This is a genomic window from Pseudomonas sp. S2_E02, assembly GCF_054668355.1.
In genome coordinates, this window is sequence record NZ_CP162761.1 from 3,913,128 (window position 1) to 3,934,110 (window position 20,983).

Genomic DNA, 20,983 nt, shown 5'->3' on the forward strand with positions numbered 1-20,983 from the left:
CATCGCGTCAGAATTGCGCCGCATCCAGCAGGAATAGCGACTCGCTACCGGCCTTCACCGACGCACTCAACGAGTGGATACGCGGCAGCAAACGGGCGAAGTAGAAGCGCGCGGTGCCCAGTTTGCTGGCATAGAAATCGTCTTGCGCTTCTTTGCCCAGCGAAGCTTTGGCCATCAGTGCCCACATGTAGGCGTACGCTGTGTATCCGAATGCTTGCAAATATTCGACCGAAGCCGCGCCGATTTCGTTCGGGTTGTTTTTCGCCCGATCCAGCAGCCACGAGGTCAGCTCGTCGAGAGTGTCGACGGCATCGTTCAGCGGCTTGGTGAATTCACCCAGATCGGCGCTGGCCGTCGCGGTGAAATGGCGAATCTCGTCAGCGAACAGCTTGTAGAAAGAGCCACCGCTGCCGACGATCTTGCGCCCGACCAGGTCCAGCGCCTGAATGCCGTTGGTGCCTTCATAGATCTGGGTGATGCGCACGTCACGTACCAGTTGCTCCTGACCCCACTCGCGGATGTAGCCGTGGCCGCCGAAAATCTGCTGGCCGTGCACGGTGGTTTCCAGACCCAGGTCGGTGAGGAATGCCTTGGCCACCGGCGTCAGCAACGCGACCAGATCTTCCGCACGTTTGCGGGTGGTGGCGTCTTCGCTGAACTTGGCGGTGTCGAGCTGCATCGCTACGTAGGTGGAGAACGCACGGCCGCCCTCGTTCGAGGCTTTCATGGTCAGCAACATGCGCCGTACGTCCGGGTGGACGATGATCGGGTCAGCGACTTTTTCTTTGTTCTGCGCGCCGGTTGGCGAACGGCTTTGCAGACGGTCGCGGGCGTATTCGACGGCGTTCTGATAGGAGCGCTCGCCGGTGGCCAGACCTTGGATGCCGACGCCCAAACGCTCGTAGTTCATCATGGTGAACATCGCGGCCAGGCCTTTGTTCGGCTCACCGACCAGATAGCCCACGGCTTCATCGAAGTTCATCACACAGGTCGCGGACGCCTGGATGCCCATTTTGTGTTCGATCGAACCGCAGTTCGCCGGGTTGCGCGCGCCGAGGCTGCCGTCGGCGTTGACCATGAACTTCGGCACGAGGAACAGCGAGATGCCCTTAGGACCGGCCGGGGCGTCCGGCAGCTTGGCCAGCACCAGGTGAATGATGTTTTCGGTGAGGTCGTGTTCGCCACCAGTGATGAAGATCTTGGTGCCGCTGACTTTGTAGGAGCCGTCGGCCTGAGGCTCGGCCTTGGTGCGAATAATCCCCAGGTCGGTGCCGGCGTGCGGCTCGGTCAGGCACATCGAGCCGGCCCAGACGCCAGCGTACATGTTCGGCAGGTACGCGGCTTTCAGCTCTTCGCTGGCGTGAGCGTTGATCGACAGGCAGGCGCCGGCGGTCAGCATCGGGTACAGACCGAAGGACAGGCTGGCGGAGTTGACCATTTCTTCGACTTGCGCCGACACGGCTTTGGGCATGCCCATGCCGCCGTATTGCGGATCGCCACCGACGCCAACCCAGCCGCCTTCAGCGTACGTCTGATAAGCCTGTGGGAAACCGGCCGGCGTGGTGACGGCACCGTCCTTCCAGTGGCAGCCTTCTTCGTCGGCAGCGCGGCTCAGAGGTGCGATGCTTTTGCTGGTGACTTTGCCGGCCTCTTCGAGAATGGCTTCAACGGTTTCGGCGTCGACGGTCTCGGCCAGGGCCGGCAGTTCGGCCCATAGTTTGGCGACTTCGAACACTTCATTGAGGACGAAGCGCATATCGCGCAGCGGCGCTTTGTAGTCAGCCATGGCAAACCTCGCAAGATCTAAACAGGTGATTCGTGGAATGATGTTTTCTGAGCCCGAGTGTACCTCAACAACTTTTGCGACACATAGGGTCAACCAGTGACTGATTTGTTATTTTTAGTCACCAAAAAACATCGTAGCCTTCGCCAGCGCCTACAGATAAAACTCGATCCTATGTAGGAGCTGCCGCAGGCTGCGATCTTTTGATCTTCCTTAAAGCGCAAACATTTCAGCCGGCAACTTCATCAAGCAATCACTCCCCGCCTCGATCGCCGCACGATGCGCCGCCGTACGCGGCAACAAGCGCTTGAAGTAAAACTCGCAGGTCGCCAATTTCCCGCGCAGGTAATCCCCCTCGCCCTCGCCCGCCTCCAGTTGCGCCTGCGCCACCAGGCCCATGCGCAACCACAGATAGCCAAGGATGATGTAACCGCTGTACATCAGGTAATCCACCGACGCCGCGCCCACTTCATCCGGGTTCTTCATCGCCGCCATGCCGACCTTCATCGTCAGGTCGCCCCACTGCTGGTTCAGCTCATTGAGCTGCGCAACGAAACCGCCCAGTTGCGGGTGTTCGACGTTGGCCGCGCAGAACTTGTGGACGATTTTGGTGAAGCCACGCAACAACTTGCCCTGACTGCCGAGCACCTTGCGCCCAAGCAGATCCAAGGCCTGAATGCCATTGGTGCCTTCGTAGATCGGCGCAATCCGACAGTCGCGAACCAACTGCTCCATGCCCCATTCGCGAATGAAACCGTGGCCGCCGAACACCTGCATGCCGTGGTTGGTCACCTCCAGGCCAGTGTCGGTCATGAAGGCCTTGCAGATTGGCGTGAGAAACGCCAACAAGTCTTCGGCCTCCTGACGCGCCTCGGCATCGCTGCCCAGATGCGCGACATCGAGCAACTGCGCGGTGAAGTAGGTCAGCGCCCGATTGCCTTCGTTAAAGGCTTTCATGGTCAGCAGCATGCGCCGCACGTCCGGGTGGACAATGATCGGGTCGGCAGTTTTATCCGGGGCTTTGGCGCCGGTCAGCGCGCGCATCTGCAAGCGGTCGTTGGCGTATTTGATCGCGCCCTGGAAGCTTGCTTCGCCCAGACACAAACCCTGCATGCCGGTGCCTAGCCGCGCGTGGTTCATCATGGTGAACATGCAGTTCAGGCCCTTGTTCGGCTCACCGATCAGATAGCCCTTGGCGCTATCGAAGTTCAGCACACAAGTGGCTGAAGCCTTGATGCCCATCTTGTGTTCGATCGAACCACAGGAAACACCGTTGCGCTCGCCCGCTTCACCCGCCGTATCCGGCAAGAACTTCGGCACGATAAACAGCGAAATCCCTTTGGTTCCGGCTGGAGCGTCGGGCAATTTGGCCAACACCAGATGGATGATGTTGTCGCTCATGTCGTGCTCGCCGGCAGAGATGAAAATCTTGCTGCCGGTGACCGCGTAACTACCATCAGCCTGAGGCACGGCGCGGGTCTTGATGATGCCCAGATCGGTGCCGCAGTGGGCTTCGGTCAGGCACATGGTGCCGGTCCATTGCCCGGCGGTGAGTTTGTTCAGGTAGGTGTCTTTCTGCTCGGCGCTGCCGTGGGCATGGATCGCCGACATCGCGCCGTGGGTCAGGCCCGGGTACATGCCCCAGGAAGTGTTGCTGGAGCCGACCATCTCGCTGATCACCAGCCCAAGCGAGCTCGGCAGGCCTTGGCCGCCGTAAGCCGGATCCGCCGCCAGACCGTGCCAGCCGCCTTCCACGTATTGTGCGAAGGCTTGCTTGAAGCCTGCAGGCGTTGTCACCACGCCGTTGTCGAAATGGCAGCCCTCTTCATCACCGCTGCGATTGAGCGGCGCCAGAACGTTCTCACAGAACTTCGCGCCCTCTTCGAGGATCGCGTTGATCATGTCCGGGCTGGCGTCGTGCGCGCCAAGGGCGGCGTAATTGCTGTGGAAGTCGAAGACGTGATCGATCAGAAAGCGCATGTCGCGCAGGGGGGCTTTGTACTCAGGCATGGTGGCTTCTCCGTCAGCAGATTGCTCCAACCTACTGCTGGCCACCACACCCCACAATCACTGTGCAGACGCTGAATGCGCCGTCATCACTCAACCTGCGGCCGTGTCCATGCGCACCGCGCCACGGCGGTTTTGTCCGTATGCCATCACGCAGTTACGCCCCGCGCCTTTTGCGGCATAGAGCGCCTCGTCGGCGGACTTCAGCACTTGTTCCGGGTTGCGCTGCTCCACTCGTTCGGCAACGCCGATGCTGACCGTCACCGAAACGCTGGAAGCACCAGAGCCGGCGCGGCGCTGACGACCTTGCTGATCATCCTGCGGGCGGTTTTCCTGATTGCGTAGTTGAATGTTGTAGGACGCAATCGACTCGCGGATCACCTCAAGGTGCGGCATGCATTCCTCAAGGGTTTTGCCTGCGAACACCAGGGCGAATTCCTCACCGCCATAGCGATACGCCCTACCGCCACCGCTGATTTTCGACAGCTTGCTGGCGACCAGACGCAGTACCTGGTCACCGACATCGTGACCGTGGGTGTCGTTGAATTTCTTGAAGTGATCGACGTCGCTCATCGCCAATACATAGTTGCGACCCAAGCGCTGCATGCGTTCGTTGAGCGCGCGGCGGCCCGGCAGACCGGTGAGTTCGTCGCGGAAGGCCATCTGATAAGCCTCGTGCGCAACCGCAGCGGCAATCATCAACATCACCTGGCTGCACATGATGTTCAGGGTGAACGGCAGGATGAAGGTTTTCGGCAGCATCCAGAACACGCCGAGCAGGCCAACCAATTGCGCCGCATGCAGTGGACGCGGATTGCGCCAGTACTGCCAGGCCAGTAGCAGGAACGCCGAGATGAACACTGGATACGAGAGCTGGATAAGACTCATCCACGCGCCGTGCAGCGCCGGCCAGCGAATTTCCGAGAGCCACATCAGCAATGCCTGGGGATAACTTTGCTCAAGCCCCAATGCCACGCTGCCAAAGGCCAGCAACACGGCGAAACGCGCGACCATGTCCTGGAACAGATGTGTACGTTCCTGCCATGCGGCGAACAAGCCGAACAACAACGGCAACAGCAGGCAGACGAGGTGGAAGACCACCGCAGCGTCTTCGCGGACCTTGCCGTTGTCGCGGTAATAGTCGGTCTGGGTGTCGAGCAGAAAGTAGGCGATGTACACCGTGAGCATCAGAAACAGCTCGCGCTGACGGCGATAAACCGCGCAATACGCGCCGCCCAGCAACAGCACCAACGTCGGCAACACATTGAACAGCGACGTGAAGAACACGCTGAGGTCTTTGACGTACGCAGCCGCCAACCCCGCTAGTAACAACAGCAGTGATGGCAGGAAATGACTGAAACGTACAGCGGAAGAACGCGGCAAGGGTAAAGCTCCGACCCGTCATAGCAAAGAGATGGCATTGTGCCTGCAATGCGTGCAGTTAAGCACACACAATGTGATCCAGATCACACGCAGTCTCTTTAACGGCAGAAAACCTGACTATCTGAGCGATTTGCCAAGTTTTTTGCCCGATTTGCCGTGCTGGCCACCATCACTGATGGCCAGACTTGAAAATATCCCTCACAGATCGTTGTAGAACGGCAACAACGGCCCCTCCGCCGAACTCCGGCCCTCGGCCCCGTATGGCTTGAGCGAGAACAAAGCGTCGGTCGCTTGCCGGGTGGTGACTTTCGGACTGGCCGGCCGCTGGGTCACGGCGTTTTCATCGCCGATCTCGCCCTGCGGAAGAACCAGCGACGGATGATCGAACGGCGCCCGCTCCCAGGCCACGCGCGGATCGGTCAGGCCGACTTCCATGAATTTCACCAGTGCGTCGATCTCATCCGGCGTCAGGTTGAGATTGGTCATGTCCGGATCGAGATTTGAGGTGTTGTGCTGATTCGCCGAAGGATGCTCGAAACCGCTGGTGTTGTTGGCGTCTTCGCCACGACGGTCGCCGCCACGGTTGTAGAACTCCATCACCTGTTTAAGCGTGGCGCGGCTGCCGTTGTGGAAGTACGGCCCGGTCAGCGCGATGTTGCGCAAGGTCGGCGTCTTGAAGGCGCCGTCGACCGAATCACGGAAGTTGACGTTGGGCTTGAGCGTGGCGTCGCACGGAATCGCTGCGCTCAGCGGCGCCTCGAAGGTGCAGACATCGACGTCCAGCGGATCGGGGATGCTGCCGCCTTGCAACAGCTTGTTGTACTGGCGGCTGAACGACCATGGGTTACCCCAGGCATCCGAGCCACCGAGCGCGAGGTCTTCAGAGGTCGGACGTACACCGGTGTTGTAGAAGCCGTTGTCGTAAAGGGTGATCAGGTTATCGGCCATGACCATGCGTTCGATGCGTTCACGCGGGTGCATCAGCAGGCGGCTGGCCGCGTTGGTCAGCTCCGCGCCGCCGTGGCAATTGACGCATTTGCCCTTGCCGAGGAACAGATTCATGCCCTGAACCTGCTGCGCGTTCATCGCGGCTGAATCGCCTTGCAGATAGGCATCAATCGGCGCCTGGTCAGAGATCAGGGTGGATTCGTACATCTGAATCGCCAACCCGAAGAACAGCGGGAAGTTGGCTTCCATCTGTGTATACGGTGCACCGCCCACCAGCACATTTTGTGTGGCGTTCCACAGGCGTGGCTGGAAGGCATTTTTGATCAATTCGCGATAAGTCGGACGCCGCGCGCCGGATACCGAAGCGAGCACGGAGTCGTTGGAAGAAATCCGCTGTTGCTTGAGCATCAACTGATCAAGCATGCGCCGGCCGATGTCGGCGAAAGTGCGGCCACCGCAGGACATTTCCACCCCGCTCCCGGGCGGACCAACTGCTTGCGACGCCGCAGAAGCATCGTTGAGCGCCAGCCGGACTTTGCTTGCCACGGTGCTGCGCTCGCTGGTCACGTAAATCGCCGCATCAGGGTCGCGATTGCCGAACGGCGAGAAGCCGTTAAACACGTTATTCGCCCGTCCGTCCCAAAAGTTGCGCACATTGAACGCTGCGTTGATCACCGACGGCGCGTTGCGCCCGGTGCTGCGGCGCACGTTGATGCCGCCGACCTGGAAGATGCCGTCAGGCTGCTGGGTGCATTTGTCGAAACGTGGCTGGTTGGGTTTGACGAAATTGGCGTCGAACACGCCTTGGGAGCCGATCACGTCGTCCGTCGAGTAAACAATCGGCGAGTTGCGCTCCAGTGGATTACTCAGCACATGGGTCGGGAAGTCGTTTTTCTTCAGTGTGTAGTTCGGCCCGCCCTTGCCGCCGGACAGCGTCGCGTAGGACGCCACATCGCCGGGAATATCCGACGCTACAAAGGGTTTGTTGAAGATCGAAGCGACGTTGGCATTGGTGTGCGCCTGGCCGGGGTTGAGCTGGTTGGTGATGCGGTGATCGACGCCGGCGTGGTAATGGCAGGACGCACACGCCGTGGCGCCGTCGCTGCCGACTTCCATGTCCCAGAACAGCGCTTTGCCCAGCAGGATTGCGGCGGACCGGTTGAGCACGTAGTCGGTCATCAGGTCGACTTTACGGCCACCCTCGGTTCCTGAAGGATCGGGCGGAACCATGCCTCGCAGTGATTGCAGGCTCGGCACTTCCGGCACCGGCGGATCCACTTCCAAAGGATCAGCCGCCATGGCGCCGCAGGCACTTAGCGTGAGGGTTAACCCGACAAGTCGACAGATGTTCATATGCTTCACCCTGACGTTGTTGTTATGAGTTCGCCGGGCGAGAGGCGTCGTGAAACAGCACAGGATTTCTCGTGAGCGCCGGTTAATCTGCGCAGTGCAATTAATTGGCCACCCTTCCGAGAAACATTTTGAATCAATAAACGCTGGGGCTGCGCGTTGTCAGCTCACCGTTTCTGCTGGGGAAACATCCCCGGTGTTGGGGGTAATCCAGCGCAAAAAAAACCGCCGCCCCCTAAGGAGCAGCGGTTTTTCAAAAGACCACGTTAAGGCTTAGTAGCCCAGTGCGAAGTCTTCTTCTTTCATGTCCATCAGGTTGTTGGCGCCCGACAGCATGGTGGCCACGTGGGTACGGGTGCGTGGCAGGATGCGCTGGAAGTAGAAGCGCGCGGTTTGCAGCTTGGCGGTGTAGAACGCCGCGTCGCCACTGCCTTCTGCCAGCTTCTCGGCTGCTACACGCGCCATGTCGGCCCAGAAGTAAGCCAGGCAGGCATAACCGGAGTACATCAGGTAATCCACGGAGGCCGCGCCGACTTCTTCGCGATCTTTCATGGCAGCCATACCGACCTTCATGGTCAGCTCGCCCCATTCCTTGTTGATTGCCGCCAACGGTGCGACGAACTCTGCAACGGCTTCGTTGCCTTCGTTGTTCTGGCAGAACTTGTGGACGATCTTGGTGAAGCCTTTCAGGGCCTCGCCTTGCGTCATCAGCACTTTACGGCCCAGCAGATCGAGTGCCTGGATACCGGTGGTGCCTTCGTACAGCATCGAAATGCGGCTGTCGCGAACGTTCTGCTCCATGCCCCACTCGGCGATGAAGCCGTGGCCGCCGTAGATCTGTACGCCGTGGTTGGCGGATTCAAAACCGACTTCGGTCATGAACGCCTTGGCGATCGGGGTCATGAAGGCCAGCAATGCGTCGGCTTTCTTTTTCTCTTCTTCATCGACGCCGTATTTGACGATGTCGACCTGTTTGGCGGTGAAGTACACCATCGCACGGTTGCCTTCGGCGAAAGCCTTCATGGTCAACAGCATGCGGCGTACGTCAGGGTGCACGATGATCGGGTCAGCGGCTTTGTCCGGCGCTTTCGGGCCAGTCAGGGAGCGCATTTGCAGACGGTCGCGAGCGTATTTCAGGCCGCCCTGGAAACCGATTTCGGCGTGGGCCAGACCTTGCAGCGCGGTACCCAGGCGAGCGGTGTTCATAAAGGTGAACATGCAGTTCAGGCCTTTGTTCGCCGGGCCGATCAGGTAACCGGTAGCGCCGTCGAAGTTCATCACGCAAGTGGCATTGCCGTGGATGCCCATCTTGTGTTCCAGCGAACCGCAACTCACTGCGTTGCGTGCACCGACGGTGCCATCAGCATTGGGCATGAACTTTGGAACGATGAACAGCGAGATGCCTTTGGTGCCGGCCGGTGCATCCGGCAGGCGGGCCAGTACGATGTGGACGATGTTGTCGGCCATGTCGTGTTCACCGGCCGAGATGAAGATCTTGGTGCCGGAGACTTTATAGGAGCCATCAGCCTGAGGTTCGGCCTTGGTGCGCAGCATGCCCAGGTCGGTGCCGCAGTGTGGTTCGGTCAGGCACATGGTGCCGGTCCATTCGCCGGAAACCAGTTTGGTCAGATAGGCTTCTTGCTGCTCAGGGGTGCCGTGCTCGGAGATGGTGTTCATCGCACCGTGCGACAGGCCTGGGTACATGCCCCACGACCAGTTGGCTTCGCCAACCATCTCGCTCACTGCCAGACCCAGCGACTCCGGCAAGCCTTGGCCGCCGTGCTCAACGTCGTGCGCCAGGCTTGGCCAGCCGCCTTCGACGAATTGCTTGTAAGCCTCTTTGAAGCCGGTCGGGGTTTTCACGCCGGACTCGCTCCAGGTGCAACCTTCGAGGTCGCCCACGCGGTTCAGCGGCGCCAGTACCTGCTCACAAAACTTGGCGCCTTCTTCGAGAATGGCGTCAACCATGTCTGGAGTTGCGTCTGCGCAAGCCGGAAGGCTCTGATAGTGCGCTTCGTAGCCGAGCAGTTCGTCACGAACGAAGCGAATATCACGCAAGGGGGCCTTGTAGTCAGGCATAGCGATAAACCTCTGCTGATGTAACCGGGAATGAACGACCGTGTTGATTTGTTGTGACGGTCAAACAGTTGTTTGAAACATACGTTTACGCCGAAATCTTGTCAAGCATCGATCTTTTGCCGTTCGTCATCGCATCTTTCAAACGCCGGACACAGCAAACCGCCATGCGCTCGATCGAGTCACGGGTGCTGAAAAAAGATTAGTTGAGGGAGAAGGACTTACAACGAAAAACGCCGCGACAAAGCGCGGCGTTCAGGGTGTAGATGGCGAAAAATCAGGCGAAGGTGTCGATGATCGTACCGAGCATTTCGTCGGAAGCTTTGGCGACTTTTACGCCCAGCTCCACCTGAAATTTGCCTTGGGCCATTTGCACCATGTCGCTGCCCAGGTCCATTTGCTGGCTGCGATCAACGCCACGCAGACGATCGACCTGCGCTTCCGAAGACTGGCTGGTGACCGAACGCTCAATGGTGTTGTTGGCAATCTGGCTGGCGGCCTGATCAACGCGGTTCTGCCCGCTCTGAATCGAGCTCAGACCTGCATAAAAAGCTGTGTTACCGGAGATTTCCATAACAGTTCTCATCCTTGGGAAGGATCAATGGCGCCATTGAACCAGAGGCGCCAGAAAAACACCCGTCAAAAACACTAATGGCACAGTGCCTGCCCATAGAGAAAAGCTTAGTCGAGCAGATCCAGTTGCAAATGATCCGCTAACGCTTCGGCACTCAAGCTCTTGAGTTTCGGCACGCGCCCAAGGCATGGCGCCGGAATTCGCTCGGCCAATGTGGCGAGGTTCTCCTCAAGCCGCGAAGTCTTCGGATCGATGATATTCGCCACCCACCCGGCCAATTGCAGCCCATCACGGGCAATCGCCTCGGCCGTCAGCAAGGCATGACTGATGCACCCCAGCCGCACACCCACCACCAGAATCACCGGCAGCTTCAACGCAATCGCCAGATCCGACAGATTGTCCTGATCCGCCAACGGCACCCGCCAGCCACCCGCGCCCTCGATCAAGGTGAAATCGGCGTTCATCGCCAGAATCTCGCGCATCGGCGCCAGCAACGATTGCACGGTCAACGCTACTCCGGCCTCACGCGCTGCCAGGTGTGGAGCGATCGCAGGCTCGAACGCCACGGGATTGACCTGTTGATATGTCAGCGGCAGCGAACATTCGGCCAACAGCGCCAACGCATCGGAATTGCGCAGCCCCTTCGGCGTGACTTCGCACCCTGAGGCCACCGGTTTGCCCGCCGCGGTACTCAAGCCTGCTGATCGCGCCGCATGCAGCAACCCGGCAGCCACGGTGGTCTTGCCGACATCAGTGTCCGTTCCGGTGATGAAATAGGCTGCGCTCATACGGGTTTCTCCAACACGGCGTAGACCACCTGATAAGTCGCCGGCAATCCCGACGCTTCACGGAATTGCTCGTAAGCTTCCACCAGCCCGAGAATCCGCGCCCGTCCGGTCAAACCACCGGGCCGTCCGGGATTCAGATTGTGCGCACCCAAGGCCTTCAATTCATGGGTCAGGCTGCGCACATCGGGGTAATGCAGCACGTGAGGCTGATTATCCAGGCTCAACGTACGCAAGCCACTGGCCGTACACAGTTGCTCATAACGGGTGAACTCGCGGAAGCGGTTGACGTGCACCATCCCGTCGACCTGCCGCCAGCTGTCGCGCAACTCGAACAACGTCCCTACACAAAGACTAGCAAACGCAAAAATCCCACCCGGTTTCAGTACGCGAAAGGCTTCGCTGAGCACCGCATCGAAATCCGCGCACCATTGCACCGCCAGGCTGGAAAAAACCAAGTCGCAAGTCGAGTCCTGCAACGGCAGACGCTCCGCATCGCCAGCAATGAAGTAATCAGCGCCGCCCAACGGCCGCGCGTGATCGAGCATGCCCTCGGCAATGTCCAGCGCCAGACCATGGCCCTCGGCAAAATGCGCGGCCAGTGCCCGGGTGAAATAACCGGTGCCACAGCCCAGATCCAGCCAGCGCGACGGTGAAAAATCCGCCGGCAAGCGTTGAAGCAATTGTGTACCAACATCACGTTGCAACTCGGCGACGCTGTCGTAACTGGCCGCAGCGCGGGAAAAAGAGGCCGCGACCTGACGTTTGTCAGGCAAGCCGCCGGGCAGCACAAGAGACAAATCAGTCATCACCGCACTCATGTAGAAAAGCCTGGATAGCGCCCGCCAGTCCGTGGGGGTCTTCCAGAAGAAAGGCATGGCTGGCCTGTTCGATCAGACCGATTTCGATATCCGGCAACAGGACGAACAACGCCCCCGCCGCTTCCGCCGGAACGAGAGCGTCCTGTCCGGCGAACAGATGAAATTGCGGGCCGCGAAATGCTTGCAGTGCTTCGCGGGTGTCCAGTTGCGCGAGCAATTCCAGGCCCGCCATCAACGCCGACGGCGCCGTGTGCGGTGCGCCGCCGAGCATCAACCGCGACAAGCCGCGCGCATCTTGTGCACCTTGAGCACAGAGCAGCGAAAAGCGTTTGAGGGTCAGCCGGGGATCGGCCTGGCAACCGGCGAGAAATGCATCGAAGGTCTCGCCCGGCATCGCGGTCGGCCACTGTTCATGGGCAACGAAGGAAGGATTGCTCGCCAGCGTCAGCAATCCGCAGCAACGCTCGCCACGGCGCGCCGCCAGTTCGGTCGCGAGCATGCCGCCCAGCGACCAGCCACCGAGCCAGACGTCTTGTGGAATGCGTTCATCGAGTTCATCGAGCCAGTCTTGCAGGTCACTGGAATCCAGCTCCGGCAGCGGCTCGATTTCCACTTTCAGATGCTCGTCGAGCCCTTGCAAAGCGGCGGCCAGAGGCTCCATCGGCGACACACCGAGGCCCCAGCCGGGCAACAGAATCAGGCGATTACGCATGGCTTGGCTCCGACGACAGTTGGGCAAAGCAATCGGCCAGCCCCTCTAACAATAGCTGCACCTGCGCCTCGCTGTGGGCGGCGGTCAGGGTCACGCGCAAGCGCGCGCTGCCGGCGGGCACGGTCGGAGGGCGGATGGCGGTAACCATCAGCCCGCGCTCGCGCAACATTTGCGAGAACCGCACCGCACGACCGGCATCGCCGATCATGATCGGCTGGATCGGCGTGAAGCTGTCCATCAACTCCAGGCCGATCTGCTCGGCGCCCTGGCGGAACTGGCGGATCAAGGTCTGCAGATGCTCACGGCGCCAGTGTTCAGTGCGCAGCAGCTCCAGACTTTTCAGGGTCGCGCAGGCCAGCGCCGGCGGTTGGCTGGTGGTGTAGATGTAGGGACGGGCGAACTGGATCAGGCTTTCGATCAACTCTTCATTGCCAGCAACAAATGCCCCTGCCGTGCCGAACGCTTTACCGAGGGTGCCAACCAGTACCGGCACATCTTCCTGGCTCAAACCGAAATGCTCGACGATGCCGCCGCCGCTCGCACCGAGCGGCCCGAACCCATGAGCGTCATCGACCATCAACCACGCGCCTTTGGCCTTGGCTTCACGAGCCAATGCCGGCAGGTCAGCGAGGTCGCCGTCCATGCTGAACACACCGTCGGTGACTACTAGCGTATTGCCGCTGGCTTTCTCAAGACGCTTGGCCAGGCTCACCGCGTCGTTGTGCAGATAACGATTGAAACGCGCGCCGGACAACAGACCCGCGTCCAGCAGCGAAGCGTGATTGAGGCGATCTTCCAGCACCGTATCGCCCTGCCCGACCAGCGCCGTGACCGCGCCGATATTAGCCATGTAGCCGGTGGTAAAGAGCAATGCACGCGGTCGACCGGTGAGATCGGCCAGCGCTTCTTCCAGAGCGTGGTGCGGGCCGCTGTGGCCAATCACCAGATGCGAGGCACCGCCACCGACGCCCCAGCGTTCAGCACCGGCGCGCCAGGCTTCGATCACTTGCGGATGATTGGCCAAGCCCAGGTAATCGTTGTTGCAGAACGCGAGCAATGGTTTGCCGTCGACCACCACTTCAGGCCCCTGCGGGGACTCAAGCAGCGGTCGCTGGCGATAGAGATTTTCGGCACGACGGGCAGCAAGGCGTGCGGCGAGATCGAAAGACATGCAGGCCTCGACTTTCAAGTGACACAGATCCCTTGTGGGAGCGAGCCTGCTCGCGAATAGGCCTTCACATCCAACATCAATGTCGACTGAGGCACCGCTTTCGCGAGCAAGCTCGCTCCCACAGGGGTTTTGCATTCCTTCAGAGGAATCCGCGCAGCTTTTTACACTGCGGCGTTGTAGAACTGCTCGCTGCTCTTCTGCTCCACCAGCGCCTGTTCGATTGCGGCCTGGTGAACCTCATCGGAATGTTCTTCACGTGCTTCCGGCTGAATGCCCAGACGCGCGAACAACTGCATGTCCTTGTCCGCCTGCGGGTTGGCGGTGGTCAGCAGTTTGTCGCCGTAGAAAATCGAGTTGGCGCCGGCAAAGAAAGCCAGGGCCTGCATCTGCTCATTCATCGCTTCGCGGCCGGCGGACAGGCGCACGTGGGATTGCGGCATGAGAATGCGCGCCACGGCGAGCATGCGGATGAAGTCGAACGGGTCGACGTCTTCAGCATTTTCCAGCGGCGTGCCGGCAACTTTCACCAACATGTTGATCGGCACCGATTCCGGATGCTCCGGCAGGTTGGCCCAACTGGATCAGCAGATTGGCGCGGTCATCCAGCGACTCGCCCATGCCGAGAATGCCGCCGGAGCAGATCTTCATCCCCGATTCACGCACATAGGCCAGCGTTTGCAGACGTTCGCTGTAAGTACGGGTGGTGATGATGCTGCCGTAGAACTCCGGCGACGTGTCGAGGTTGTGGTTGTAGTAATCGAGCCCGGCCTTGGCCAGTGCTTCGGTCTGATCCTGGTCGAGACGGCCAAGAGTCATGCAGGTTTCCAGGCCCATGGCCTTCACGCCTTCGACCATTTTCAGCACGTACGGCATGTCTTTCGCCGACGGATGTTTCCACGCCGCGCCCATGCAGAAACGTGTCGAACCGATAGCCTTGGCGCGTGCAGCCTCTTCGAGGACCTTCTGCACTTCCATCAGCTTTTCTTTTTCCAGGCCGGTGTTGTAGTGACCGGACTGCGGGCAGTACTTGCAGTCTTCCGGGCAGGCGCCGGTCTTGATCGACAGCAGTGTCGACACCTGAACGCGGTTGGCGTTGAAATGTGCGCGGTGCACCGTTTGCGCCTGGAACAGCAAGTCGTTGAATGGCTGTACGAAGAGTGCTTTGACTTCGGCCAGAGACCAGTCGTGACGCAGGGTGGCGGTGGTGCTCGCGCTCATGGGTAGTTCCTTGGTTATGCTTGGCTGGCGGCTGCGGGAACGGAATACCCACAGGCGCGACACGGATGTTCGGCATATTTAAGGAAGAGTCATGCGCTGTCAACCACGATACGAAGGACAGGTTTACATCTGTTTAAATAATACACAGACCTGCTTACTTTGCGATGAGCCGGCAGAAGCAGAAATGCCAATCTGCGCGGCCTGCGAAACGGATTTGCCCTGGCTCGGCGACCACTGCCAGACCTGCGCCTTGCCACTCTTCGCCGCCGGCCTTACCTGTGGCGAGTGCCTGCTAGAGCCGCCGGCGTTCGAACAGGTGGTGGTGCCGTGGCGCTACGGCTTCCCGGTCGACAGTTTGATTACGCGTTTTAAACACAACGCAAAATGGCCGTTTGGTCACCTGCTCGCCGACGTTCTCGGGCAATACCTGCAACATCGCTTCGATGAGGGGTTGCCGAGGCCTGATGTGTTGTTGCCGGTGCCGCTGGCGAACAAACGTCTGCGTCAACGCGGGTTCAACCAGGCTGCGATGCTGGCGCGGTGGTTGAGTCAGTCACTGGATCTGCCGTGCGAAGAACGGGTTCTGCGGCGAATCAAGGATACCGGTGCCCAGCAGGATCTCGACGCCAAGGCGCGTAAACATAATCTGCGCAATGCCTTCAGCCTCATGCCGGATGCGCGCATAAAAGACCGACATCTCGCGCTGGTTGACGACGTATTGACCACTGGCGCGACCGCACAGGCTCTCGCCCGGTTGCTGATGAACGCAGGCGCTGCGCGGGTTGATGTCTATTGCCTGGCCCGCACGCCAAAACCCGGAAACTGAAGCCAACGCAATGTTCATGTGGGAGCGAGCTTGCTCGCGAAGGGGCCAGCACATTCAAAATCAATGTTGACTGACAAGCCGCTTTCGCGAGCAAGCTCGCTCCCACAGGGTTCTGCGTCAAGCTTGACTCTCGCGTTGCGAGCGGCCAACTTCCTCCTCCACCGCCACAGCAAAAAAGCACCCATTCATGTCCATGCCTTCCCTGCTCTCCCAGCACATCGTCCGCCGTCCGCAGCGCATCGCCCTGCTGCAACATATCGCCGAACAGGGCTCGATCACCCGCGCGGCGAAAAGTGCTGGCCTGAGCTACAAAGCGGCATGGGACGCCATCGATGAGCTGAACAACCTCGCGCAGAAACCGCTGGTCGAGCGCGCCGTCGGTGGTAAGGGTGGCGGCGGTGCGAAACTCTCCAGCGAAGGCGAGCGCGTTTTGCGCCTGTACCAAAAACTGCAGGCCTTGCAGGCCCAGGTGCTGGAGGCAGCGGAAGACGCCAGTGATCTGGATCTGCTCGGTCGTTTGATGCTCAGAACCAGCGCGCGCAATCAGTTGCACGGCAAGGTCGTGGCGATCGAAGCGCAGGGCCGCAATGACCTGATCCGCCTCGAACTGGCCGAAGGCCTGTGCCTCGACGCGCAGATCACCCACGACAGCACCGTGCACCTGGAGCTGCAAGCCGGCACCGAAGTGGTGGCCCTGATCAAGGCCGGCTGGCTGGAATTGCTCAGCAATGAGCAGCCTGCAACGTTTGGTCACAATCTTCTCAACGGCACCATCGAAGCGATCCTCGACGCCGAGGATGGCCCGAGTGAAGTGCGCATTGCCCTGCCCAACGGCCATACCCTCTGTGCCCTGGCGGAACCGCTGGACCTGCGCACTCGCGGGCTGGGCGTCGCACAACCAGTGCAGGTGCAGTTTTCGCCGTCCAATGTGCTGCTCGGCACGCCGCTGTAATCAGGCGCTGCAACGAAAGCGTCATCGACGCTCATTAAGGTGGCTGCCAAAACCAAGCAGGGAGCCTGATGTGAGCCTATTAGAAGAAAACCAATCCACTGACCTGGAAAAAATGGTCGGCCTCAGCCGTCGCGGTTTCATCGGCGCCGGCGCGCTGTGCGGCGCGGCGATGTTCCTCGGCGGCAGCCTGTTGAGCCGCAGCGCGCTGGCCACTGGCGTCAGTGCCGGCAACAGCCGTCTGCTCGGTTTCGAGAGTATTCCGGCGGCAACCACCGACGTCATCACACTGCCCAAAGGCTACAAGTCTTCGGTGCTGATCAGTTGGGGCCAGCCCCTGCAAAAGAACGGCCCGGCCTTCGACCCGAGTGGCAACGGCACCGCTGCCGCACAGGAAGTGCAATTCGGCGACAACAACGACGGCATGAGCCTGTTCGCCTTCCCCGACGACCGCAATCGCGCGCTGATGGCGATCAACAACGAATACACCAACTACCGCTACCTCTATCCGCACGGCGGCATGCCGCAATCGGCCGAAGACGTGCGCAAGGCGCTGGCCTGCGAAGGCGTCTCGGTGATTGAAGTGCAACGCAAGAACGGTCAATGGCAGTTCGTTCAGGGTTCGCGCTACAACCGCCGCATTCACGGCAACTCACCGCTGCGCATCAGCGGCCCGGCTGCCGGTCACGACTTGATGAAAACGGCGGCCGACAAACACGGCAAGAAAGTCCTCGGCACCTTCCAGAACTGCGCCAACGGTAAAACCCCATGGGGCACTTACCTGACCTGCGAAGAAAACTTCACCGACTGTTTCGGCAGCAGCAATGCCCAGCAACAGTTCGACCCGGCGCAGAAGCGTTACGGTGTCTCGGTCGCCAGCCGCGAGATCAACTGGCACCCGTACGACCCGCGCTTCGACATGGCGAAAAACCCCAACGAACTCAACCGACACGGCTGGGTGGTCGAGATCGATCCGTTCGATCCGCAATCGACCCCGGTCAAGCGCACAGCGCTGGGCCGCTTCAAGCATGAAAACGCCGCACTGGCCGAGACCGACGACGGTCGCGCCGTGGTGTACATGGGCGACGACGAGCGTGGCGAGTTCATCTATAAATTCGTCAGCCGCGACCGCATCAACCATCGCAACGCCAAGGCCAACCGCGACATTCTCGATCACGGCACCCTGTACGTGGCCAAGTTCGATAATGGCGACAGCAACCCCGACCACCCGAAAGGCCAGGGCCAGTGGATCGAACTGACCCACGGCAAAAACGGCATCGACGCCAGCAGCGGTTTCGCCGATCAGGCCGAAGTGCTGATCCACGCGCGCCTCGCCGCCAGCGTGGTTGGCGCGACGCGCATGGACCGTCCGGAGTGGATCGTCGTCAGTCCGAAGGACGGTCAGGTCTATTGCACCCTGACCAACAACGCCAAGCGCGGCGAAGACGGGCAGCCGGTGGGCGGGCCGAACCCGCGCGAGAAAAACGTCTACGGGCAGATTCTGCGCTGGCGCACCGACCGTGAGGATCACGCCTCGAAGACGTTTGCCTGGGATCTGTTTGTGGTCGCTGGCAACCCGGGCGTACATGCCGGGACGCCGAAGGGTGGCTCGAAGAACATCACCCCGCAGAACATGTTCAACAGCCCGGATGGTTTGGGTTTCGACAAGGCTGGGCGTTTGTGGATTCTCACCGATGGTGACTCGAGCAATGCCGGGGATTTTGCCGGGATGGGCAATAACCAGATGCTCTGCGCCGATCCGAAGACCGGTGAAATTCGCCGGTTCATGGTCGGGCCGATTGGTTGTGAGGTGACGGGAATCAGCTTCTCGCCGGATCAGAAGACGTTGTTTGTCGGGATTCAGCATCCGGGTGAGAACGGCGGGTCGACCTTCCCCGAGCATCTGCCGAATGGCAAGCCGCGGTCTTCGGTGATGGCGATTACGCGTGAGGATGGCGGGATCGTCGGCGCCTGATACACCGCTTTCGCGAGCAGGCTCGCTCCCACAAGGGATCGCATTCCAAATGTGGGAGCTGGCTTGCCAGCGATGGTGTCAGCACAGACACCAACCAACTCCCCCGCTGCCATCTGCGCTACCATGCTGGGCCGGACGCGGCAGCCTGCTGCGCGCAGGAGTCAGCATGGCCCACCCGTTTGAAACCCTTACCCCCGACCTCGTGCTCGATGCCGTTGAAAGCATCGGCTTTCTCAGTGATGCGCGCATTCTGGCGCTCAACAGCTACGAAAACCGCGTCTATCAGGTCGGCATCGAAGACTCCGAGCCGCTGATCGCCAAGTTCTATCGCCCGCAGCGCTGGACCAACGAAGCCATTCTCGAAGAACACAAGTTCACCTTCGAACTGGCCGACGTCGAAATCCCCGTGGTGGCGCCGCTGATCCACAACGGCGAAACCCTGCACGAACATGCCGGTTTTCGCTTCACTCTGTTCCCGCGTCGCGGCGGTCGTGCGCCGGAGCCGGGCAACCTTGATCAGTTGTATCGCCTCGGCCAGTTGCTCGGGCGCATCCACGCGGTCGGCGCGACCAAGCCGTTCGAGCACCGTGAAGCCCTCGCCGTGCAGAACTTCGGCCACGCTTCGCTGAGCACCTTGCTCGAAGGCAACTTCATTCCGAAAAGCCTGCTGCCAGCATACGAGTCTGTCGCCCGCGACCTGCTCAAACGCGTGGAAGATGCCTACGCCAACACGCCGCACCAGAACATCCGCATGCACGGCGACTGCCACCCCGGCAACATGATGTGCCGCGACGAGATGTTCCACATCGTCGACCTCGACGACTGCCGCATGGGCTCGGCGGTGCAGGACATCTGGATGATGCTCGCCGGTGATCGTCAGGAATGCCTCGGACAACTGTCGGAATTGATGGACGGCTATAACGAGTTTCACGACTTCGATCCGCGCGAACTGGCGCTGATCGAACCGCTGCGCGCCTTGCGCCTGATGCACTACAGCGCCTGGCTGGCGCGGCGCTGGGATGACCCGGCGTTCCCGCACAGCTTTCCGTGGTTTGGCACCGAGCGTTATTGGGGTGATCAGGTGCTGGCGTTGCGTGAGCAACTGTCCGCGCTGAATGAAGAGCCACTGAAACTCTTCTGATCCACCAATATCCTTGTGGGAGCGAGCCTGCTCGCGAATACGGACTGACATTCAACAGTGATGTCGACTGAAACGACGCCTTCGCGAGCAGGCTCACTCCCACAATTGTCCGGTGTTCACAATTTCCCGACCATTGCGCTACGGCATTCGTAGACAAATCTCCTTACAATCCCTCCTTTGTTAGCTGCCTAAGCAAGGATTCTGCATGCAAGCCGCCAACCCGCGTCGCGGGTACATTCTGGGCCTGAGCGCCTACATCATCTGGGGCCTGTTCCCGATCTACTTCAAAGCCATCGCCGAAGTGCCGGCCGTTGAAATCATCATCCATCGAGTGTTGTGGTCGGCGCTGTTTGGTGCGTTGTTGCTGATGGTGTGGAAACATCCGGGCTGGTTGCGCGAACTGCTCGACAACCCTAAACGTTTGGCGATTCTGGCCTTGAGCGGCACGTTGATCGCGGCCAACTGGCTGACCTACGTGTGGTCGGTGAATAACGGGCGCATGCTGGAAGCGAGCCTCGGTTACTACATCAACCCGTTGGTAAACGTGCTGTTGGGCATGTTGATTCTCGGCGAACGCTTGCGCCGGATGCAGTGGCTCGCGGTCGGCCTGGCGGCGGTTGGTGTGGCGCAGCAGGTGTGGCAGGTCGGCAGTCTGCCGTGGGTATCGCTGGTGCTGGCGTTGACGTTCGGCTTCTACGGTCTGATCCGCAAACAGGCGCCGGTCAAGGCGTTACCGGGGCTGGTGGTGGAAACCTGGATGCTGGTACCGATCGCAATTGCCTGGTTGCTGTTCAATCAGACCGCGACCAGCGCCCAACCGGAGTTCTGGACCACCTCGCAAGCCTGGTGGCTGGTAGCGGCCGGCCCGGTGACATTGGTGCCGCTGGTGTGTTTCAACGCTGCCACGCGTCACTTGCCCTACACCACCATCGGCTTCCTGCAATACCTGGCGCCGACTTTGGTGCTGCTGCAAGCCGTGCTGCTGTTCGGTGAGCATCTATCGTCCAGCACATTGGTGGCGTTTATCTTCATCTGGGCCGGCCTGGCCGTTTACAGCGTCGACGCGGTGATCAGTTTACGCCGGCGCAGCTGATCAAAAAACGTACAAACCCTCACAGGCCATGGTTCTCGTGGCCTGCATCGTTCCTTCCCAAGGTTATCCACAGCGTGATCCCCGCCGTTTGTGTGCAAGTCACTGAATGTTGGCGGTTTTTTGATCAGTTCCGCGCAAGCCCCGGCCGGCTTGGCGCTGCGCCCGGTCTCT

Annotated in this window: 15 protein-coding genes and 1 pseudogene; 5 read left to right on the plus strand and 11 right to left on the minus strand. The window is 60.2% G+C overall.

All coding sequences use genetic code 11. The annotated features are described in order from the left end of the window. Positions 1 to 7: 7 nt before the first annotated feature. The 11 genes and pseudogenes from AB4O01_RS17635 to bioB form a co-directional block, all read right to left on the minus strand. On the minus strand, positions 8 to 1,786 hold the full coding sequence (locus AB4O01_RS17635; RefSeq protein ID WP_460089111.1) for an acyl-CoA dehydrogenase C-terminal domain-containing protein: 1,779 nt from the start codon (positions 1,784 to 1,786) through the stop codon (positions 8 to 10). Positions 1,787 to 1,996: 210 nt separating this feature from the next. Beyond that, positions 1,997 to 3,793, minus strand: a complete 1,797-nt coding sequence (locus AB4O01_RS17640; protein ID WP_460089112.1) for an acyl-CoA dehydrogenase C-terminal domain-containing protein — start codon at positions 3,791 to 3,793, stop codon at positions 1,997 to 1,999. Positions 3,794 to 3,883: 90 nt separating this feature from the next. After that, on the minus strand, positions 3,884 to 5,173 hold the full coding sequence (locus AB4O01_RS17645; protein WP_093429947.1) for a GGDEF domain-containing protein: 1,290 nt from the start codon (positions 5,171 to 5,173) through the stop codon (positions 3,884 to 3,886). Positions 5,174 to 5,371: 198 nt separating this feature from the next. After that, on the minus strand, positions 5,372 to 7,474 hold the full coding sequence (locus AB4O01_RS17650; protein WP_460089113.1) for a cytochrome-c peroxidase: 2,103 nt from the start codon (positions 7,472 to 7,474) through the stop codon (positions 5,372 to 5,374). A gap of 270 nt (positions 7,475 to 7,744) precedes the next feature. Then, positions 7,745 to 9,550 carry a phenylacyl-CoA dehydrogenase gene (locus tag AB4O01_RS17655; protein WP_175555483.1) on the minus strand — a complete coding sequence of 602 codons (1,806 nt, stop codon included), beginning with the start codon at positions 9,548 to 9,550 and terminating at the stop codon, positions 7,745 to 7,747. A 274-nt stretch (positions 9,551 to 9,824) separates the two neighbouring features. Further along, complete coding sequence (locus AB4O01_RS17660) at positions 9,825 to 10,121, minus strand: pyrroloquinoline quinone biosynthesis protein PqqE (protein WP_093429944.1); 297 nt, start codon at positions 10,119 to 10,121, stop codon at positions 9,825 to 9,827. A gap of 107 nt (positions 10,122 to 10,228) precedes the next feature. Beyond that, positions 10,229 to 10,909, minus strand: coding sequence for a dethiobiotin synthase (gene bioD, locus AB4O01_RS17665; RefSeq protein WP_460089114.1), 681 nt, complete (start codon positions 10,907 to 10,909; stop codon positions 10,229 to 10,231). Continuing rightward, positions 10,906 to 11,715: a malonyl-ACP O-methyltransferase BioC gene (gene bioC / locus AB4O01_RS17670; protein WP_460089115.1), complete on the minus strand. Its 810-nt coding sequence runs from the start codon at positions 11,713 to 11,715 to the stop codon at positions 10,906 to 10,908. The genes bioD and bioC overlap by 4 nt, the downstream gene beginning before the upstream one ends. After that, a complete protein-coding gene (locus tag AB4O01_RS17675; RefSeq protein WP_460089116.1) occupies positions 11,708 to 12,439 on the minus strand; it encodes an alpha/beta fold hydrolase in 732 nt (243 codons plus the stop codon). The genes bioC and AB4O01_RS17675 overlap by 8 nt, the downstream gene beginning before the upstream one ends. Next, positions 12,432 to 13,610: an 8-amino-7-oxononanoate synthase gene (gene bioF, locus AB4O01_RS17680; protein ID WP_460089117.1), complete on the minus strand. Its 1,179-nt coding sequence runs from the start codon at positions 13,608 to 13,610 to the stop codon at positions 12,432 to 12,434. Before bioF ends, AB4O01_RS17675 begins: the two co-directional genes overlap by 8 nt. A 161-nt stretch (positions 13,611 to 13,771) precedes the next feature. Beyond that, positions 13,772 to 14,828, minus strand: a pseudogene (gene bioB / locus AB4O01_RS17685) (biotin synthase BioB). A 91-nt stretch (positions 14,829 to 14,919) separates the two neighbouring features. Between bioB and AB4O01_RS17690 the strand changes: the two are divergent. The 5 genes from AB4O01_RS17690 to rarD all read left to right on the plus strand — a co-directional run bounded on the left by AB4O01_RS17690 (position 14,920) and on the right by rarD (position 20,812). Further along, on the plus strand, positions 14,920 to 15,654 hold the full coding sequence (locus tag AB4O01_RS17690; RefSeq protein ID WP_460089118.1) for a double zinc ribbon domain-containing protein: 735 nt from the start codon (positions 14,920 to 14,922) through the stop codon (positions 15,652 to 15,654). 187 nt (positions 15,655 to 15,841) lie between these two features. Continuing rightward, positions 15,842 to 16,606 (plus strand): TOBE domain-containing protein, encoded by a 765-nt coding sequence (locus AB4O01_RS17695; RefSeq protein ID WP_220557083.1) that lies wholly within the window; start codon positions 15,842 to 15,844, stop codon positions 16,604 to 16,606. A gap of 70 nt (positions 16,607 to 16,676) precedes the next feature. Then, entirely contained in the window at positions 16,677 to 18,578 is a 1,902-nt protein-coding gene (locus AB4O01_RS17700; RefSeq protein WP_099757352.1) for a PhoX family protein, read from the plus strand. A 166-nt stretch (positions 18,579 to 18,744) separates the two neighbouring features. After that, on the plus strand, positions 18,745 to 19,719 hold the full coding sequence (locus AB4O01_RS17705; RefSeq protein ID WP_460089119.1) for a serine/threonine protein kinase: 975 nt from the start codon (positions 18,745 to 18,747) through the stop codon (positions 19,717 to 19,719). A gap of 205 nt (positions 19,720 to 19,924) precedes the next feature. Then, positions 19,925 to 20,812, plus strand: coding sequence for an EamA family transporter RarD (gene rarD / locus AB4O01_RS17710; protein ID WP_093429936.1), 888 nt, complete (start codon positions 19,925 to 19,927; stop codon positions 20,810 to 20,812). The last annotated feature ends 171 nt before the right edge of the window (positions 20,813 to 20,983 follow it).

Excerpts from the sequence above, each read along its gene's own strand:
- AB4O01_RS17635 (WP_460089111.1), bottom strand. The coding sequence starts at position 1,786 with ATGGCTGACTACAAAGCGCCGCTGCGCGATATGCGCTTCGTCCTCAAT.
- AB4O01_RS17640 (WP_460089112.1), bottom strand. The coding sequence starts at position 3,793 with ATGCCTGAGTACAAAGCCCCCCTGCGCGACATGCGCTTTCTGATCGAT.
- AB4O01_RS17650 (WP_460089113.1), bottom strand. The coding sequence starts at position 7,474 with ATGAACATCTGTCGACTTGTCGGGTTAACCCTCACGCTAAGTGCCTGC.
- AB4O01_RS17655 (WP_175555483.1), bottom strand. The coding sequence starts at position 9,550 with ATGCCTGACTACAAGGCCCCCTTGCGTGATATTCGCTTCGTTCGTGAC.
- AB4O01_RS17660 (WP_093429944.1), bottom strand. The coding sequence starts at position 10,121 with ATGGAAATCTCCGGTAACACAGCTTTTTATGCAGGTCTGAGCTCGATT.
- bioD (WP_460089114.1), bottom strand. The coding sequence starts at position 10,909 with ATGAGCGCAGCCTATTTCATCACCGGAACGGACACTGATGTCGGCAAG.
- bioC (WP_460089115.1), bottom strand. The coding sequence starts at position 11,715 with ATGACTGATTTGTCTCTTGTGCTGCCCGGCGGCTTGCCTGACAAACGT.
- AB4O01_RS17675 (WP_460089116.1), bottom strand. The coding sequence starts at position 12,439 with ATGCGTAATCGCCTGATTCTGTTGCCCGGCTGGGGCCTCGGTGTGTCG.
- bioF (WP_460089117.1), bottom strand. The coding sequence starts at position 13,610 with ATGTCTTTCGATCTCGCCGCACGCCTTGCTGCCCGTCGTGCCGAAAAT.
- AB4O01_RS17690 (WP_460089118.1), top strand. The coding sequence starts at position 14,920 with ATGCGCTGTCAACCACGATACGAAGGACAGGTTTACATCTGTTTAAAT.
- AB4O01_RS17695 (WP_220557083.1), top strand. The coding sequence starts at position 15,842 with ATGTCCATGCCTTCCCTGCTCTCCCAGCACATCGTCCGCCGTCCGCAG.
- AB4O01_RS17705 (WP_460089119.1), top strand. The coding sequence starts at position 18,745 with ATGGCCCACCCGTTTGAAACCCTTACCCCCGACCTCGTGCTCGATGCC.
- rarD (WP_093429936.1), top strand. The coding sequence starts at position 19,925 with ATGCAAGCCGCCAACCCGCGTCGCGGGTACATTCTGGGCCTGAGCGCC.